Here is a 17,402-nt window from a genome sequence, read left to right on the forward strand (position 1 = left end):
AGTTTTTGAAGTGTACTTGAGGGAGAAAATCGTGAAGTTAGTCGGTCTGGTTGGTTGGCGTGGTATGGTGGGCTCGGTCCTGATGCAGCGCATGCAGGAAGAGGGCGATTTCGCTCATATCGAGCCGGTGTTTTTCTCGACATCCAACGCGGGCGGCAAGGCCCCTGCAATGGCGAAAAACGAAACCACACTCAAAGACGCGAGCAATATTGATGATCTCAAAAAGTGCGACATCATTATTACCTGCCAGGGCGGTGACTATACGACGGAAATCTTCCCGCAACTGCGTGCCGCAGGGTGGAATGGTTACTGGATCGACGCGGCATCCACGCTGCGCATGAAGGATGACGCGATCATCATTCTCGACCCGGTCAACCTGAACGTGATCAAGGATGCGCTTGGCCGTGGCGTGAAGAACTACATCGGCGGCAACTGCACGGTGTCCTGCATGTTGATGGGCCTGGGCGGGCTGTTCCAGCACGACCTCGTCGACTGGATGACGTCGATGACCTATCAGGCGGCATCAGGCGGTGGCGCGCAGCACATGCGCGAATTGCTCACGCAGTTCGGCTCCATCAATGCCGAAGTCAAGTCGCTGCTTGACGATCCGGCATCCGCGATCCTCGAAATCGACCGCAAGGTGCTCGCCAAACAGCATGCATTGACCGCTGACGAAACGAAGCAGTTCGGTGTCCCGCTTGCCGGCAATTTGATTCCCTGGATCGACAAGGACCTTGGCAACGGCGTGTCGCGCGAAGAGTGGAAGGCTGGCGCGGAAACGAACAAGATCCTCGGCCGTGGTCCGGCATTCGGCACAAGCGCCAAGGCAGCAGTTCCGGTCGATGGCCTGTGTGTGCGCATCGGTGCAATGCGTTGCCATTCCCAGGCACTCACCATCAAGCTGAAGAAGGATGTTCCGCTCGACGAGATCGAAGGCATCATCGCCAACACCAATCAGTGGGCCAAGGTCGTGCCGAACACACGCGAAGCATCGACGAAGGATCTGACGCCGGCAGCGGTCACCGGCAGCCTCAACATTCCGGTCGGCCGTCTGCGCAAGATGCAGATGGGCGGTGAATACCTGTCGGCATTCACGGTTGGCGACCAACTGCTGTGGGGCGCGGCTGAACCGTTGCGTCGCATGCTGCGCGTTGTTCTGGAAAACTGAACCGACTGAGACGGTACTGAAAACTGGGGCCTGCTGGTGGCCGGTTCATTGAACCGACCACCAGCAGGCCCCAGTCGCGTTGTCAATCCACAACAGTGAATCGTCAGCATTCCTCTGCTATTAATGTATACGCGGCGATGCCAGTTTTGCACCAGTTAGCAAGTTAGTTACACTTGCGCGCCTAAGTCCATGATGATATGGTGAAAGTTCCCTCGATCAATGTTAAATTGGCGCGGTGATTGTGCCTACTTCAGATATGCAAACGGAATGCCTCCTATGCCATCAAAAATGCATTCAAATAAGTGCCCGACCTTCGGCACGTTCCACTTGAAGACAATTAGTGCAGCGATTGCGACTGCACTATTGTTTTCAAATGCGTCCGCCGCTGGCTTGGGAAAGCTGGCGGTCTTGTCGTCCCTCGGGCAGCCGTTGCGGGCGGAGATCGAACTCACTTCCGTTTCGAAAGACGAAGTCGGTGCGCTGAACGCAAAGTTGGCGTCCTCCGACGCATTTCGTCAGGCAAACATCGAATTCAGCCCGGCATTGATGTCCTTGCGTTTCGCTGTAGAACAGCGCGGCGATCGGCAGTTCGTTCGCATTACTTCAGCGCAGCCGCTGAACGAACCGTTTGTCGACATGTTGATGGAATTGACCGGTCCAAATGGCCGGCTAATCCGCGAATACACGTTCCTGCTTGATCCGCCCGATCTGCGCACCGCGCAGTCGGCACAGGTTGCTCCGGCTCCGGTTCCAAGCACCGCAAAGGCACCCCAGGCGGCAATCCGCTCCGAACAAGCCCCACAATCTGCTCCGGTACCACCAAGAAAAGCGCAGGAAGAAGCTGTGCCAAAGGCGCGACCCGTTCCGCAACATGCGGCTGAAGCAGGCAGCGAAGCGGCGTCTGGCGAATACCGTGTACGCAGCGGCGACACCCTTGCACGCATTGCAGGTCAGGTGAAGCCGAGCGGCGTGTCACTTGATCAAATGCTGGTCGCACTTTACCAACAGAATCCGAACGCATTTGTCGGCCAAAACATGAATCGCCTGAGGGCGGGGCAGATTCTTAACGTGCCGAGTGCCGAAACGGCTCGCGAGGTCACCAATACTGAAGCGCGCAACATCATCGTCGCGCAAGCAGCGGATTTCAATAACTATCGCAACAGATTGGCGGGTCAGGTCGCCAAGGCTGCACCGCCGAAATCGGCCGAAGGCAAGCAAAGTGCCGGCGGCAAGATTACTGCGAAGGTGGAAGAGAAACCGACACCTGCCTCCGAATCGAAGGACAAATTGAAACTGTCCAATGCGATGCCGGCGCCGGGAGCAAACGCCGCTAAGCCTGCCGGCGCAGTTACCGCAGAAGACAAAATCGCCAAGGACAAGGCAGTTGCTGAAGCAAACGCTCGGGTGAAGGAGCTGGAAAAGAACGTCACCGATTTGCAGAAGCTGCTCGAAGTCAAGAACAAGACCCTTGCCGAACAGCAAAAACAGGCCAGCGCCGCAAAGGCGGAGCCTCAGCCTGCAGCTCCCCCGGCAGCAGTGCCCGCACCTGCGCCGGCAGCGGCCTCAGTACAGCCGGCGCCCGCCAAACCGGACGAAACCAAGGTCGAAAAACCGGTTGCTCCTCCTGCTCCGCCAGCAGCGAAGACGCCGCCGGCGGTCGCAAAACCGAAACCTGCCGCACCGCCGCCTCCACCGCCGGAGCCAAGCTTCTTTGAAAGTTTGATGGACAATCCGCTGGTGCTGCCCGGCGTTGGCGCGCTGCTCGTCGCATTGGGTGCCTTGGGTATTTATCGCGCACGGCGCCAGAAGCAGAACAAGCCGTTCGAGGACAGCATCATTACCGATTCGAGCCTGAAGGCGAATTCGCTGTTCGGCTCCACCGGCGGCCAGAGTGTGGACACGAATAACAGTGTCTTCAATTCCAGCTTCGCTCCTTCTGCCAGCCAGCTCGATACCAACGAAGTCGATCCGGTCGCCGAAGCCGACGTGTACATCGCCTACGGGCGCGATGCGCAGGCTGAGGAAATCCTGAAGGAAGCCTTGCGCACGCAGCCTGACCGTCACGCGGTGCGTGTGAAGCTGCTGGAGATTTATTCCAATCGCAAGGATCTGCGCGCATTCGAAGTATTGGCCACGGAATTGTATGGGCTGACCAAGGGGCAGGGTGAAGAATGGGCACAGGCAGCCGCGCTCGGCCTCGCGATCGACCCCAACAATCCGCTCTATGCAAGCGGCAAGGAAAAGCAGTCGTCGTCCGATATCCTCGTCGCGCCGACACAGCCTTTGGATGAGCAGGGTCTGGCAACGCTGCTGTCGTCAACGCAGTCCGATCTTTCTCCGCTGAACAGCGAGTCGCTCGAGAGCGAAACCGAATATTTCGGCAACTCGTCGCTCGCGGAAGAGAAAACGCTGGAACCGACACCGGAGCCCGAAGCCGAGCCTGAGCGCAAGCCATCGTCGAATGACTTGGAGTTCGATCTTGACGGATTGGGGCTCGGTGATATGGCGGTTCCCAATACGATGCCGCGCCCTGCGCCTGCAGAACCGGCACCTGAACTGGCATCGATCGATTTCGACTTCCTTGATGAGCCGAAAGTGGAACAGCCGGACGCCACATCCGAACCTGCTGCCGACGCGACTCCCGAAGCGGAGTCTGCAGCGCAGACGGAGCCGCTGCCGGCTGTTGCCGACCTGGAGTTCACAACCGAGGAAGCCGCGCCAATCCAGGAGCCGATTCCGGATATTTCCCTGGACATGGAAACGCCGCCGACGGATGTTGCCCCGCTGGAGATGGAGATTCCTGCCCTCGATGAAATACCTGCCTCGACTCCGGAGGAAACAAAAGCGGAAGTCGCCGACCCGATGGATTTCGACCTGTCCGGCATCAGTCTTGAACTGAAACCGGATGGGGCGAATGAAGCGACTGACCTCGCGCTTGACTCACCTGAATCCTCAGACGACAGTTCCACGAGTGCGGAAATGGCCACGAAGCTTGATCTGGCAATTGCCTATCAGGAAATCGGGGATAAGGAAGGCGCGCGTGAACTGCTGGATGAAGTGCTCAAGGGCGGCACGCCGGAGCAAAGCGAAAAAGCAAAATCCTTGTTGCTTGAACTCGCATAATCAGTGATTCGCTCAAGAACGGGCGCAGCGTAGAGCTTGCGCCCGTTTTGTTTTCAGGAATGTTTTAAGCGGGAGCAAAATTGAAGCGCATAGTGCTGGGCGTCCAATACGACGGCATGCCGTGGCACGGCTGGCAGACGCAGCCCGCCGGCCATACCGTGCAGGACACGCTGGAAGCCGCGATGAAACGATTTGCATTGACCGAGATCGCAACAACCTGTGCCGGGCGGACCGATGCTGGTGTCCACGCATTGGAGCAAGTCGTGCATTTCGACACGGAACTGGAGCGGGAGATGTTTTCCTGGGTGCGCGGAGTGAATGCCTTTCTACCCTCGTCCATCGCAGTTCGCTGGGCGTGTGAAGTGCCGCATCAGCACGAGGATGAGTTTCATGCACGTTTCAGCGCAACATCCCGCACGTATCACTATGTCGTTTATAACCATCCGGTTCGCTCCCCGCTATTGGCCGGAAAGGCGGGGTGGGTTTTTCGACCGCTCGATGTAGAATCAATGCGCGCTGCCGCCCAATATCTCCTGGGTACACATGATTTTTCCGCGTTTCGCGCTGCCGAATGCCAGGCAAAGTCGCCAGTCAAGACCATGCATGACATACGCATAGAGCGGCGCGGCGATATCATCGTATTCACCTTGACCGCTAGTGCCTTCCTGCATCACATGGTCCGTAACATCGTCGGTGCGCTGATTGTTGTTGGCAACGGCAATCAGGCGCCGCAATGGCTGAATGAAATACTCGTGGGACGCGATCGCAGTCGCGCCGCGCCGACATTCATGCCGGATGGTCTGTATCTGGCGAGAATTAGCTATGACGCGAAATGGCGTCTGCCGCAAGAAAGCGTCAATCCCTTGCCGTGGGCTTGAGACGCGGATAATAGATGTCTGCCCCAATTGAAATGAAGCGATGAATCATCGTACCCGAATCAAGATATGCGGTCTGACAAGGATCGAGGACGTGCAAGCGGCCGTTGCGGCAGGCGCCGACGCGATTGGCCTTGTGTTCTACCCGAAGAGTCCCCGCTACGTTTCACCAGATGTTGCGGCACAGCTGATCAAGGTCATCCCCCCGTTCGTGACGACGGTTGGCCTGTTTGTTAATGCTGATGTGCATGAGGTTGATTCCGTTGTCAGGCAGGCACCAGTTTCTTTGCTGCAATTCCATGGTGACGAAAGCATTGACCAATGTTGTGCCGTTGCAGGAAATCTGAATCGCCCATTCATGCGCGCCGCCAGGATTGGCACGGAAATATCTGGCGCCGATTTGTTAAAATGCGAGCATAGTTATCGCGCTGCCAGTCCGTTATTCGCAGGTTTGCTGCTCGACGCACTCGTCGACGGTTATGGTGGCGGTGGAAAGGTTTTCGATTGGTCTCTCATCCCAAAAGAGCTCGCGCCTCGGGTCGTTTTAAGTGGTGGCTTGAGCGTGCAAAACGCAACTGAGGCAGTGCTTCGGGTACGCCCTCATGCCGTCGATGTCAGCAGCGGCGTCGAACTGTCCAAGGGCATCAAGGATCCCTCCCGGATACGGGCCTTCATAGAGGCCGTGCTTCGGGCGGATGCAACACTGAGCACACCATAGAGAGAATGACCATGAAAGAATTGAACGCGCTGGGAAACTACGCCGAGCGCCAGGCCGCGCCGAAGACCGCCGTCTACCAGGAAGCCCACTACAATTTGCCGGACGCCAGAGGCCATTTCGGGCCTTACGGTGGCACTTTCGTTTCCGAAACCCTGACGCATGCGTTGACCGAGCTGAAGGAAGCGTATGCGCATTATCGCAACGATCCCGATTTTCTGGCCGAATTCGAAGACGAGCTGAAGCACTTCGTCGGCCGCCCGAGCCCGATTTATCACGCCAAGCGCTGGTCCGAGAAGATGGGCGGCGCGCAAATCTATTTCAAGCGCGAAGACCTTAACCATACCGGTGCGCACAAGATCAACAACGTGATCGGACAAGCCTTGCTGGCCAAGCGCATGGGAAAACCGCGGGTGATCGCGGAGACCGGGGCCGGCCAGCACGGAGTGGCGACCGCGACGATCTGCGCGCGTTTCGGCCTCGAATGCGTGGTCTACATGGGCGCCGAAGACGTCAGGCGCCAGGTGCAGAATGTGTATCGGATGGAACTGCTTGGCGCCAAGGTGGTGCCCGTTGAATCCGGTTCGAAGACGCTCAAGGATGCACTCAACGAAGCGATGCGCGATTGGGTGACCAATGTGGAAAACACCTTCTACATCATCGGCACCGTGGCCGGACCGCATCCGTACCCGATGATGGTGCGCGATTTTCAATCCGTGATCGGCAAGGAGTGCCTCGAGCAGATGCCGGAGATGGCAGGACGGCAGCCGGATTACGTGGTTGCCTGTATCGGCGGCGGTTCGAATGCGATGGGTATCTTTTATCCGTACATCGATTACAAGGATGTCCAGTTGATCGGGGTTGAAGCCGCTGGCGAGGGTTTGGAAACCGGCAAGCACTCGGCTTCCTTGATTGCGGGCTCGCCCGGCGTCCTGCATGGCAATCGGACCTATCTGCTGCAGGATGAAAACGGGCAGATCACGGAAACGCATTCGGTATCCGCAGGCCTGGATTATCCGGGTGTCGGCCCTGAACATGCCTACCTGAAGGACTCCGGCCGCGCAAAGTACGTATCGATCAGTGATGACGAGGCGATCGAGGCATTTCATACTTGCTGCCGCATCGAAGGAATCATTCCGGCACTGGAGTCCAGTCACGCATTGGCCTATGCGGCAAAGCTCGCGGCCACACTGCCCAAGGACAAGATCATTCTGGTGAATTTGTCCGGTCGTGGTGACAAGGACATGCATACCGTGGCCGAGCGGACGAAGAAGAAATTCTGATCAAGACCCTTGCATACAACACAAGTCGCTCCGATGAAGCCGCGCCAGGCGAAGTGCCGAGACGCCGGCTCTCACGGCGTGGCGGGACAATAACGAAACCATCATCATGTCAAGAATTCAATCTACCTTGTCTGCGCTTGCAGAAAAGAACAAAAAGGGTCTGATTCCGTTTATCACCGCAGGCGATCCCGCACCGGAATTGACAGTGCCGCTCATGCATGCGCTGGTTGCAGGTGGCGCGGATATCATCGAACTCGGCGTGCCTTTCTCCGATCCAATGGCGGATGGACCAGTCATTCAGCGTGCTTCTGAACGAGCGTTGGCCAATGGTGTTGGCCTGCGTCATGTATTGCAGTTCGTCAGTGAATTTCGAACCCGCAACCAATCCACACCGGTCGTGCTGATGGGATATGCGAATCCGATCGAGCGCATGGGCGAGGCGGCTTTCATCCAGGCTTCCAGACAGGCGGGCGTCGACGGTGTGCTGGTCGTCGATTATCCGCCGGAGGAATGCGAGGAATTTGCCGCATCCCTGAAGGAAAACGGTCTTGACCCGATTTTTCTCCTGGCTCCGACCTCCACTGATGAGCGGATCGAGCAGGTCGGGAAAATTGCAACCGGTTATGTGTACTACGTGTCGTTGAAAGGTGTGACAGGTTCGGGGCATCTGGACTTGGAGGCAGTAGCCACAAAAATTCCGAATATCAAGAGGCACGTGAAGGTTCCCGTGGGCGTGGGGTTCGGTATCCGTGACGCTGGCACGGCGAAGGCGATTGCCTCCGTGTCCGATGCGGTCGTCATCGGCAGCCGGATCATTCAGGAACTCGAGAACACCCCCCGCGAAAACGCGGTGCAGGCAGTACAAACATTTATCTCCGGCATCCGCAAGGCGCTGGACGAATAAGATCCTTTAAACGTGGCAAATTTGCTATCAACCTCGCATATTGGCGCGCGTCAAGTCGAGCGGTACAATGCGGAACCTAAAAAATCGAGAAGAGGTCACGATGAGCTGGCTTGAAAAACTGCTTCCTCCGCGCATTCAGCGCTCCGAATCCACCAATCGCAGGTCGGTTCCGGAAGGGCTCTGGGTCAAATGCCCGTCATGCGAGGCCGTGCTCTATCGTACCGATCTTGAATCCAACCTTCACGTCTGTCCGAAATGCGACCATCACATGCGCATCCGCGCACGCGAGCGCCTCGACACTTTGCTCGATGCAGGCGGCCGCTATGAGATCGGCCAGGAGACCCTGCCTGTCGATACGTTGAAATTCAAGGACAGCAAGAAATATCCCGACCGCTTGAAGGACGCGATGGAAGCTACCGGCGAAACCGACGCCATGGTGGTCATGGGCGGTTCGATCATGACGCTGCCGGTTGTGGTCGCCTGTTTCGAATTCGAATTCATGGGCGGCTCCATGGGGTCGGTTGTTGGCGAGCGCTTTGTGCGTGGCGCGCAAACCGCGCTGGAGCAAAAGGTGCCATTCATCTGCATTACCGCCACCGGCGGTGCGCGCATGCAGGAAGGTCTGCTGTCGCTCATGCAAATGGCAAAGACGACAGCGATGCTGACCAAGCTGTCGGAGAAGAAGCTGCCGTTCATTTCGGTGCTGACTGATCCGACCATGGGTGGCGTATCGGCTTCCTTTGCGTTCATGGGCGACGTGGTGATTGCGGAACCCAAGGCATTGATCGGCTTCGCCGGGCCGCGCGTGATCGAGAACACGGTACGCGAGAAACTGCCGGAGGGCTTCCAGCGTGCCGAATTCCTGGTGCAGAAGGGCGCGGTCGATATGATCGTCGACCGCCGCAAGATGCGCGAAGAAATCGCCCATTTGCTGGCTTTGCTGCAGAATCAGCCGGCGGAAGTCCTGGCCTGAATATTGAATGAACATCCCGAGCCCGGACCGGCGCAGGTCCGGGCTTTTTACTTTCGGCATCCCTTATGCAAAACCTTTCCACCACACTGACTGACTGGCTTGCCCTGCTGGAGACGATGCATCCTAAAGCCATCGATATGGGGCTGGAGCGCGTCGCGCAGGTAAAGGATCGCCTGGATATCAGGTTTGACTGTCCCGTGATCATCGTCGGCGGCACGAACGGCAAAGGGTCGACTTGCGCAATGCTGGAGTCGATCCTGCTGCGGGCCGGGTATCGTGTCGGTTTGTACACCTCTCCGCATCTGCTGGACTTCAATGAGCGTGCTCGCATCGATGGCGAACCTGCCACGGATCAGGTGCTGGTCGAGCAGTTTGCCGCCGTGGAGGAGAAGCGTGGTGATGTGTCGCTTACCTATTTCGAATTCACCACACTCGCGGTTCTGCGACTGTTCTCGCAGGCGAAACTGGATGCGGTAATCCTGGAAGTCGGCCTGGGCGGACGGCTGGATGCGGTCAATGTGCTCGACGCGGACGTCGCCATTGTTACCAGCGTGGACATCGATCATACGGAATACCTGGGGGAGACACGCGAGCAGATCGGTTTCGAGAAAGCCGGCATTTTCCGGTCCGGCAAGACAGCCATTTGCGGCGACCCGGTGCCGCCCCAATCCTTGATCGATCACGCGACGGCTATTGGCGCTGATCTCTGGCTCTTTGGTCGCGACTACAACTACGCAGGCGACAAGCAGCAGTGGAATTACGGTGGCCGCTCGCAACGCCGCAATTCGCTTGGCTATCCGTCCCTGCGAGGTGCGAACCAGTTGCTGAACGCATCCGCGGCGCTGGCTGCACTGGAGGCTTTGCGCCAGCGCTTGCCGGTCGGCGCGCAGGAAGTGCGCAATGGTCTCGTGATGGTCGATTTGCCGGGCCGGTTCCAGGTGCTGCCCGGCCGCCCGACGGTCATCCTGGATGTCGCGCATAATCCGCATGCGGCAGCGACGCTCGCGCAAAACCTCAAGCACATGGCCTTTCATCCGTATACCTATGCGGTGTTCGGCGCAATGCAGGACAAGGACATCAGCGGCGTCATCGCGCAACTGAAGGATCTGGTCGACCACTGGTGCGTCACGGACCTCCCTCTGCCGCGCGCCGCCACTGCGGAGCAGCTCAGGCAGAAACTGCTGGAAGCCGGTGTGGCGCCGCAGGCACAGACCGGATCCGAGCGTACCATCCAGACCTTTTCCTCGCCCGCCGAGGCTTTTGCGAATGCTCGGAGCAGGGCGGGGGAGAATGATAGAATTGCGGTTTTCGGATCCTTCCTGACTGTCGCCGGCGTGATGGAGGCCAGAAGGGCCGAAGGCTTGTCTTGATTGACATGACGATGTATCAAGGCTGCTTCTGAATTTACTGATGGACTTCATTTTTATCGCATGAGCTTGTTCTCGTTCCTTCGCAAAAACAAGCAAGAATCCGCCTCCGACGACAGCGCGTTTTATTCGCGTGCGGAGGAAGAATCCAAGGCGGTCCGCGGCCGCGCCAAGCGCCGCAAGTCAGCCCAGGGCAGCCAGGGTGACGATCCGGTAGACCCAGTCCTGCCCGAGAAGAAGCGCGCACGTCGACGCCTGATCGGCGCGGTCGCGCTGGTGCTTGCGGCCGTGATCGGTTTGCCAATGATTCTGGATTCGGAACCGAAACCGCTGGCAGACGACATCAGCATCCAGATACCTTCCAAGGACAAGCTGACAGCCTCGAACAACCCGCGGCCGGCCACGACGTCCCGAGTGGCTGCCTCGGATGCCCTCGATCCGAAGGAGGAAATGGTCGATACGGCGGTTGCTCCACCCGCCGCATCCGAAACGAAACCTGCGGACAAGAAGGTGGCCGTTACCGCAACTCCTGCGCAGCCGGCTGAAGCCAAGGCGAAAATCCTCTCCAAGCCGGAAGCCGAGATGGTCAAGACTGCCATCGTCGAAAAGCCGGCCAGCAGCACGCAGGCGCCAGCCAAGACCGAAGCCAAGGCCGAAGCCAAATCGACGGAAAAGTCCCAGGATGCTGCGCGCGCCAAGGCGCTGCTGGAAGGGAAACCGGATCCGAAGGCGGCCGAGAAAAAATCCGGAAAGTTTGTCGTCCAGGTTGCTGCGCTCGCTTCGAAGGACAAGGTCGATGAGCTGCAGTCCAAGTTGAAAGGCGCTGGCATCAAGTCGTACACGCAAAAAGTTGCGACAAGCTCGGGTGATCGCACCCGCATTCGCGTCGGCCCCTTCGCCAGCAAGGAAGAAGCAGAAAAGGTGCGTGCCAAGATCGTTAAACTGGGATTGAACGGCACGCTGGTGCCCGCTTGAATTTCACTCGACTGTGACGATATTCGATTACTTGGTCCTGTTCGTGCTGATTTGTTCGGTGGTGATCAGCACTCTGCGCGGATTGGTAAAAGAAATATTGTCGTTGCTGGGCTGGATCGTGTCCTTCGTGGTTGCCAATGCCTACGGCGAGGACCTGGCGGCTTTGCTGCCTGACATGGTTCCGGGCAATGTAACGCGACTGATTGTGGCATTTATTGCATTGTTTATCGGCGTCAGGCTGTTGATGATGTTGTTGAACCTGGCTGTCGATGCGGTAATAAAGGCGAGCGGACTGAGCTTGGCTGATCGGGGGCTCGGAGGTTTGTTCGGACTCGCGCGTGGCCTGCTCATCGTGCTGGCTGCCGTGCTGATTTGCGGAATGACGGCCATTCCGCAGCAGCCATTCTGGAAAGACGCAGTGTTAAGTCCGCTGGCGGAAACCGCCGCGCGCACGGTCAAACCTTTCCTGCCAGGCGATTTCGCCCGGCACGTACAGTTTTAAATTGTCTTAGTTGAGGAGTCCACCATGTGTGGCATTGTTGGCGTTGTTTCTCATGGCCCGGTTAACCAGCTGATCTACGATGCGTTGTTGCTCTTGCAGCATCGCGGGCAGGATGCTGCAGGCATCGCAACCAATCACGGCAATACATTCTCGATGCACAAGGCCAACGGCCTCGTACGCGACGTCTTCCGTACGCGCAACATGCGGTCCTTGCCCGGCAACGCCGGCATCGGCCAGGTGCGTTATCCGACTGCGGGTTCCGACAGCGAGGAAGAGGCGCAGCCGTTCTATGTGAATGCGCCTTTCGGCATCATCCTCGCCCATAACGGCAACTTGACCAACTGGGAACAGCTCAAGATCGAGATGTTCAAGAATGATCGCCGCCACATCAATACCGACTCCGATTCCGAAGTCTTGCTGAATGTGCTGGCACATGAAATCCAGCAGGCGACCACCGGCTATTCACTCGACCCGACGGCCTTGTTCAAGGCAGTTTCCGCGCTGCATAAGCGTGTGCGCGGCTCCTATGCGGTGGTTGCGCAGATCGCAGGCTATGGCTTGCTGGCTTTCCGTGATCCGTTCGGCATCCGGCCACTCTGCATCGGCTTCAACGATAGCGAGAAAGGGCCGGAATACATGCTGGCCAGCGAATCTGTTGCTCTGGAAGGCCTGGGCTTCCGCTTCCTGCGCGACGTGATGCCCGGGGAAGCGATCTTCATCGATCTCGACGGCAAGCTCTACAACCAGCAATGCGCGGAAAATCCGGTCTTGAATCCCTGCGCATTTGAATTTGTTTATCTTGCACGTCCGGACTCAGTGATCGATGGCGCGTCGGTCTACGCAACGCGCCTGAAGATGGGCGAGTACCTGGCAGAGAAAATCAGGAAGCAGTTCTCCACTGGCGACATCGACGTCGTCATGCCGATTCCCGATTCTTCCCGTCCTGCAGCCATGGAATTGGCGTTGAAGCTGAACCTGGAATATCGCGAAGGCTTCATCAAGAACCGTTATATCGGCCGGACCTTCATCATGCCCGGCCAGGCGGAACGCAAGAAGTCCGTGCGCCAGAAGCTCAATGCCATCAGCAGCGAGTTCAAGGGCAAGAGCGTGTTGCTGGTCGATGATTCCATCGTGCGTGGCACGACCAGCCGCGAGATCGTGCAGATGGCGCGTGACTCCGGCGCCAAGCGCGTGATCTTTGCTTCTGCCGCACCACCGGTGAAATATCCGAACGTCTATGGCATCGATATGCCGACGCGCAATGAGTTGATTGCGCACGGCCGCACGGAAGAGGAAGTGTGCCGGGAAATCACTGCCGACGCGCTGGTTTATCAGGATGTTGAGGCGCTCAAACGCGCGATCTCCGACGTCAATCCGATGCTCAAGCGCTTCGAGGCTTCTTGCTTCGATGGCATCTACGTGACGGGCGATATTTCGCGCGACTATCTTGATCGGATCGAATTCGCTCGCAATAATCCGAAGCCCTCCAACGAGGACGCGGTGCGCTCGCAATTGAATCTGAATCTCGCGCGCGTCGACTGACGCTGTTGCTGCCGAGGAAGCAAGCCCGCCGCCCGATGAAGGCTGCGGGCTTTTTTGTTGTCCTCGCTAATGAAGCACGCGCCCCAGCAGCGACGCGAATTCCCGCGCGGGCAAGGGCTTGCTGAAATAGTATCCCTGCATTTCGTCGCAATGATGATCGCGCAAAAATGCGACCTGTTCTTCGGTCTCTACACCTTCTGCGATGACCTTGAGATTGAGGCTGTGACCCAGCGAGATAACGGTGCTGGTGATGATGGCGTCATCCGTGTCGGTTACGATATCGCGCACGAAGGACTGATCGATTTTCAAGTGATGCAGCGGGAAGCGCTTCAGGTAGCTGAGGCTTGAATAGCCGGTGCCGAAATCATCGATCGACAGCTGGACACCGAGATCCTTGAGTTCCTTCATTTTGGTGATGAACAGCTCGGCACTGTTCATCACGATGCTCTCCGTCAGTTCCAGCTCCAGATGCCTGGCCTCGAGTCCCATGTTTTCCAATGCATTGGAGACCGACTCCACCAGGTCTTCCTGGCGGAACTGACGCGCGGACAGATTCACCGAGACGCTGATCGTCGGTAATCCGGCGTTTTGCCATGCCTTGTTTTGCGCGCAGGCAGTGTGCAATACCCACTCGCCGATCGGTATGATCAGGCCGATCTCTTCGGCCATCGGGATGAAAAGCGTGGGCGACACCAGGCCCATCTCGGGATGATGCCAGCGGATCAAGGCTTCGGCGCCGATGATGCGGCCGCTGTGCGCATCGACCTTGGGTTGATAGAACAGTTCGAACTCATCACGGTCGAGCGCCCTGCGCAGCGCGCTTTCCAGTTCGGCGCGTTCCAGCGCTCGTGCGCTCATCTCGTGCGAATAAAACTGAAGCGCGTTGCCGTGCTCCTCCTTGGCGCGATACATCGCGTTGTCGGCATTGCGCAGAAGGGATTGCATATCGTCGCCGTCGTCGGGATACAGCGTCGCACCGATGCTCACCGTAACGAACAGTTCGTGCCCTTCAACCAGGAACGGCATTGCAAAGGCGTCGAATATCTTGAATGCAACCGCGGTAACATCCTGCGGCCTCGGCAGATCCGGCAGGAGAATGATGAATTCATCGCCGCCCTGGCGTGCAACCGTATCGCCGTCGCGCACGACCTGCCTGAGGCGTTTGGATACTTCAAGCAGCAAGGTGTCGCCGAGCTCATGTCCGAAGCTGTCGTTGATGCTCTTGAACCGGTCCAGATCGAGAAACAGCACAGCCAGCAGCAAACCATTTCGACGCGCGTGCGCCATCGCCTGTCCGATGCGATCGCCGAGCAGGTTGCGGTTGGCCAGGCCGGTCAAGGCATCGTGATCGGCCAGATATTCGATGCGCGCTTCGTATTCCTTGCGCTCGCTGATGTCGATCGTGACGCCGTCGAAGCGCAGTAGTTCGTCTTTGTCGTTGCGGATGGCCCTGGCCCGCTCCTCGACCCAGCGGATTTCGCCGTCAGGGCGGACGATTCTGTATTCCTGCCTGCAACTGGCCGATTCGCGCAGCCTTTCATGCGCCGCCTGTACCGCCGCTTTGTCCTCGGGGTGCACGGCTTCAAACCAGAGATTCCGGTTCTCGTAAAACTGTCGCAGCGGTCGGCCATAGATTCTCTCGGCCATCGAATTCAGGTAGATGAATCCCGTCTCCGTAGCCGACCACACCACATTGTCGATGGAGTCCAGGATGCCGGAGAGTTTTTCCTCGGCGGCCCGCAGGTCTCGCTCCGCCTTCTCGTGCGCAGCCCTGGTACGCAGGCTCATCACACCGTAGGCGATGTCATCGGCGAGCGCCTCGAATGTAATGATCTGTTCTGCATCGAACGAATTGGGTTCTTCTTCGTAAATCGTGAGAACGCCGAAGACCTGTCCGTTGTATCTGAGCGGAAGCGAGACGGCAAGCGCGTGCTCGTACCAGCCGTTTGTCTTCAACGTATCCTGGTCGGCATAGGCAAGCGCCCAGGGGCGTAGCGGATCGAACAACGTCACCGTCGTTGGGGCTGGCATCCGATTCGCCACTTCCTTGCACGGCGATTCGATCTCTCCTGCGGGGGGCGAACCAGCCCATGCCATCGGTTTCATGCGGCCTTGCGTATCGCCATACATGATGCAAGCCGCGTGATAACCGCCTGCCTCGACAATGGTGCGGCACATTTCGTTGAGCAGGTTCGCTTCGTCGTTTGCGTGCACCATGACGTGGTTGCACTCCGCCATCACGGTTCGGGCGGAGAGCATTCGGCGCAATGCGTCCTGTGCCTGCTTGCGGTCGCTCACCTCGACGGTCAATTGCGAGTGCTTTTTCTGGATTTCGCTGTACAGTGCCAAGTTCTCATAGACGGTTGCCAATTGTGCGGCAACGGTTGCCGCTGCGCGTTCATCCGCTTCGCTGAATCCGTCCGCTCCGAGTTTGTCGACGAGGTAGAGCCATCCGAATACATTGTCTTGCGACGCCACCGGGACGGCGAGCAGGGAATGTACCGGCGGGTGCGTCGGCGGCAGGCCGACGCGCTGCGGATCGCCGTCCAGCCCGCTCAGACGCTTGGCAGAGCGATCGATGAGTACGGCACCGAGCAGGCCATCTCGCGACCGAGGCGTCTCCATCAAGTTAAGAGCGGGTTCATCCAGGCCACGTGTAATGAAGTGCTCGAGATGCTCGTCGTCGGAGCTCAATATCCCGATTACCACGTATTTGGCGAGACAGATGTCTTGCACTACGCGGCAGCTGATTTCGAGCAAATGCGTGGGATCCCGCTCGGCGGCCAGTTCAATGCCGAGTTCGATCAAGGCCGTGAGGCGCAGGCTGACCGTCTGCAGGCTGGACAGCGCCTTGGAGAGGCGCTGCACCATGTGTTGCAAACTCTCGATGTCAGCGCGATCGGCACTTTTTTCATTTGCCAACGCTGACATCAAATCGCTGCTGCTTTTCAGGTCGGCGAGATATCTGGAGAGTTCATGGTCTAGCCCTGCCATGCGGGGCGTCTCCGTCAGTGGTGATGGTCGCGCCGGCGATGTCTCGTCGATTGAGGGTAAACCCAGGGCTTCCTGGACTGCCTTGAGAATCACCTGCGGATCGGATGGCTTGGGCAGGACCCAATGCACGCCGCATGCGAGCGCCATGGTGGCGGCTTCTCGCTCGTGATAGGCAGCAGTATGAAAAATGACCGGGGTATTGGCGGTATCCGAATTTGCGCGAAGACGCTTGATGAATTCGTAGCCGTCCATATTAGGCATCAGTATGTCGGCAATGATGAGATCCGGTCGTTTGGCGCTGGCGATTTCAAGTGCTTGCGCGCCATTCGTCGCCTCGAACAAGCGGTGACCGCCATAACCAAGGAGAACCATCAGGAACTGGCGATTCAACGCGTGGTCGTCAACGATCAGGATCGTTGCCATCTTGGCTCCTTCCTTGCTGCAGGCGGTTTTTGATTTTGATTGGGCGCCCGGACATGTCATCGCCGCGCAAGAATGTCTCGATTGAACCGACAAATGTTTCGGGGTCGAGCGGTTTGCTGATGCATCCGTTAAAGCCGGCATCCAGGAATTCTTCGCCATCACCGGCTATTGACGGCGCAGTGATGGCAATGGCTGGGATGGAACGCATGGCAGGGTCGTCCCGGAGACGTCGCGCAATGGCATACCCGTCGAGATGCGGCAAATTCACGTCGCAAATGACCAGATCGGGTTGTTCCCGGGATGCCGAAGCGAGAGCTTCCTCTTCATTATGCGCATACAAGGCCACATGGCCGGATGACCCCAGCAGGTAAGCCATGAGCTCCATGTCTGCGGGATTGTCTTCGATCAAGAGAATGCGTGCGGTCATAGGCACGATCTCCGTTGCGACAGCGTCGGTTCGGCGCGTGCATGAGACAGGTTTTTCATGATTGGCAGGACAATGCTTCTTCCGCGAACGGAATTGCCCGGGAAAGACAATCTTGCGCTGATTGGACCGAC

13 protein-coding genes are annotated in these 17,402 nt (G+C 58.0%); 11 read left to right on the forward strand and 2 right to left on the reverse strand.

Annotation, left to right across the window (positions count from 1 at the left end):
• The first annotated feature begins 31 nt into the window (after positions 1-31).
• The 11 genes from asd (at position 32) to purF (ending at position 13,427) form a co-directional block, all read left to right on the forward strand.
• A complete protein-coding gene (asd, locus tag E6W33_RS14825; protein ID WP_136418095.1) occupies positions 32-1,168 on the forward strand; it encodes an aspartate-semialdehyde dehydrogenase in 1,137 nt (378 codons plus the stop codon).
• 288 nt (positions 1,169-1,456) lie between these two features.
• Complete coding sequence (locus E6W33_RS27850; protein ID WP_282183701.1) at positions 1,457-4,291, forward strand: FimV/HubP family polar landmark protein; 2,835 nt, start codon at positions 1,457-1,459, stop codon at positions 4,289-4,291.
• An 80-nt stretch (positions 4,292-4,371) separates the two neighbouring features.
• Positions 4,372-5,169, forward strand: a complete 798-nt coding sequence (gene truA, locus E6W33_RS14835) for a tRNA pseudouridine(38-40) synthase TruA (RefSeq protein ID WP_136418097.1) — start codon at positions 4,372-4,374, stop codon at positions 5,167-5,169.
• A 40-nt stretch (positions 5,170-5,209) separates the two neighbouring features.
• The gene (locus E6W33_RS14840) at positions 5,210-5,884 is read left to right on the forward strand and encodes a phosphoribosylanthranilate isomerase (protein ID WP_136418098.1); all 675 of its coding nucleotides are present in this window, start codon (positions 5,210-5,212) and stop codon (positions 5,882-5,884) included.
• 11 nt (positions 5,885-5,895) lie between these two features.
• Positions 5,896-7,164 carry a tryptophan synthase subunit beta gene (gene trpB, locus E6W33_RS14845; protein WP_136418099.1) on the forward strand — a complete coding sequence of 423 codons (1,269 nt, stop codon included), beginning with the start codon at positions 5,896-5,898 and terminating at the stop codon, positions 7,162-7,164.
• 106 nt (positions 7,165-7,270) lie between these two features.
• On the forward strand, positions 7,271-8,068 hold the full coding sequence (trpA, locus tag E6W33_RS14850; protein WP_136418100.1) for a tryptophan synthase subunit alpha: 798 nt from the start codon (positions 7,271-7,273) through the stop codon (positions 8,066-8,068).
• Between the two features lie 100 nt (positions 8,069-8,168).
• Entirely contained in the window at positions 8,169-9,041 is an 873-nt protein-coding gene (gene accD / locus E6W33_RS14855) for an acetyl-CoA carboxylase, carboxyltransferase subunit beta (protein WP_136418101.1), read from the forward strand.
• Between the two features lie 65 nt (positions 9,042-9,106).
• Positions 9,107-10,411, forward strand: coding sequence for a bifunctional tetrahydrofolate synthase/dihydrofolate synthase (folC, locus tag E6W33_RS14860; RefSeq protein ID WP_136418102.1), 1,305 nt, complete (start codon positions 9,107-9,109; stop codon positions 10,409-10,411).
• Positions 10,412-10,471: 60 nt separating this feature from the next.
• Entirely contained in the window at positions 10,472-11,383 is a 912-nt protein-coding gene (locus E6W33_RS14865; RefSeq protein ID WP_136418103.1) for an SPOR domain-containing protein, read from the forward strand.
• Between the two features lie 13 nt (positions 11,384-11,396).
• A complete protein-coding gene (locus E6W33_RS14870; protein WP_136418104.1) occupies positions 11,397-11,885 on the forward strand; it encodes a CvpA family protein in 489 nt (162 codons plus the stop codon).
• Positions 11,886-11,909: 24 nt separating this feature from the next.
• Positions 11,910-13,427 (forward strand): amidophosphoribosyltransferase, encoded by a 1,518-nt coding sequence (purF, locus tag E6W33_RS14875; RefSeq protein ID WP_136418105.1) that lies wholly within the window; start codon positions 11,910-11,912, stop codon positions 13,425-13,427.
• Between the two features lie 66 nt (positions 13,428-13,493).
• Here purF and E6W33_RS14880 read toward each other — a convergent pair whose 3' ends face one another.
• Together E6W33_RS14880 and E6W33_RS14885 are read right to left on the reverse strand one after the other, a co-directional pair.
• Positions 13,494-16,844, reverse strand: a complete 3,351-nt coding sequence (locus E6W33_RS14880; RefSeq protein ID WP_168798657.1) for an EAL domain-containing protein — start codon at positions 16,842-16,844, stop codon at positions 13,494-13,496.
• Positions 16,822-17,271, reverse strand: coding sequence for a response regulator (locus E6W33_RS14885; protein WP_136418107.1), 450 nt, complete (start codon positions 17,269-17,271; stop codon positions 16,822-16,824). The genes E6W33_RS14880 and E6W33_RS14885 overlap by 23 nt, the downstream gene beginning before the upstream one ends.
• Positions 17,272-17,402 lie beyond the last annotated feature (131 nt).

The organism is Herbaspirillum sp. ST 5-3 (assembly GCF_004804275.1).
Taxonomy (GTDB): domain Bacteria; phylum Pseudomonadota; class Gammaproteobacteria; order Burkholderiales; family Burkholderiaceae_D; genus Noviherbaspirillum.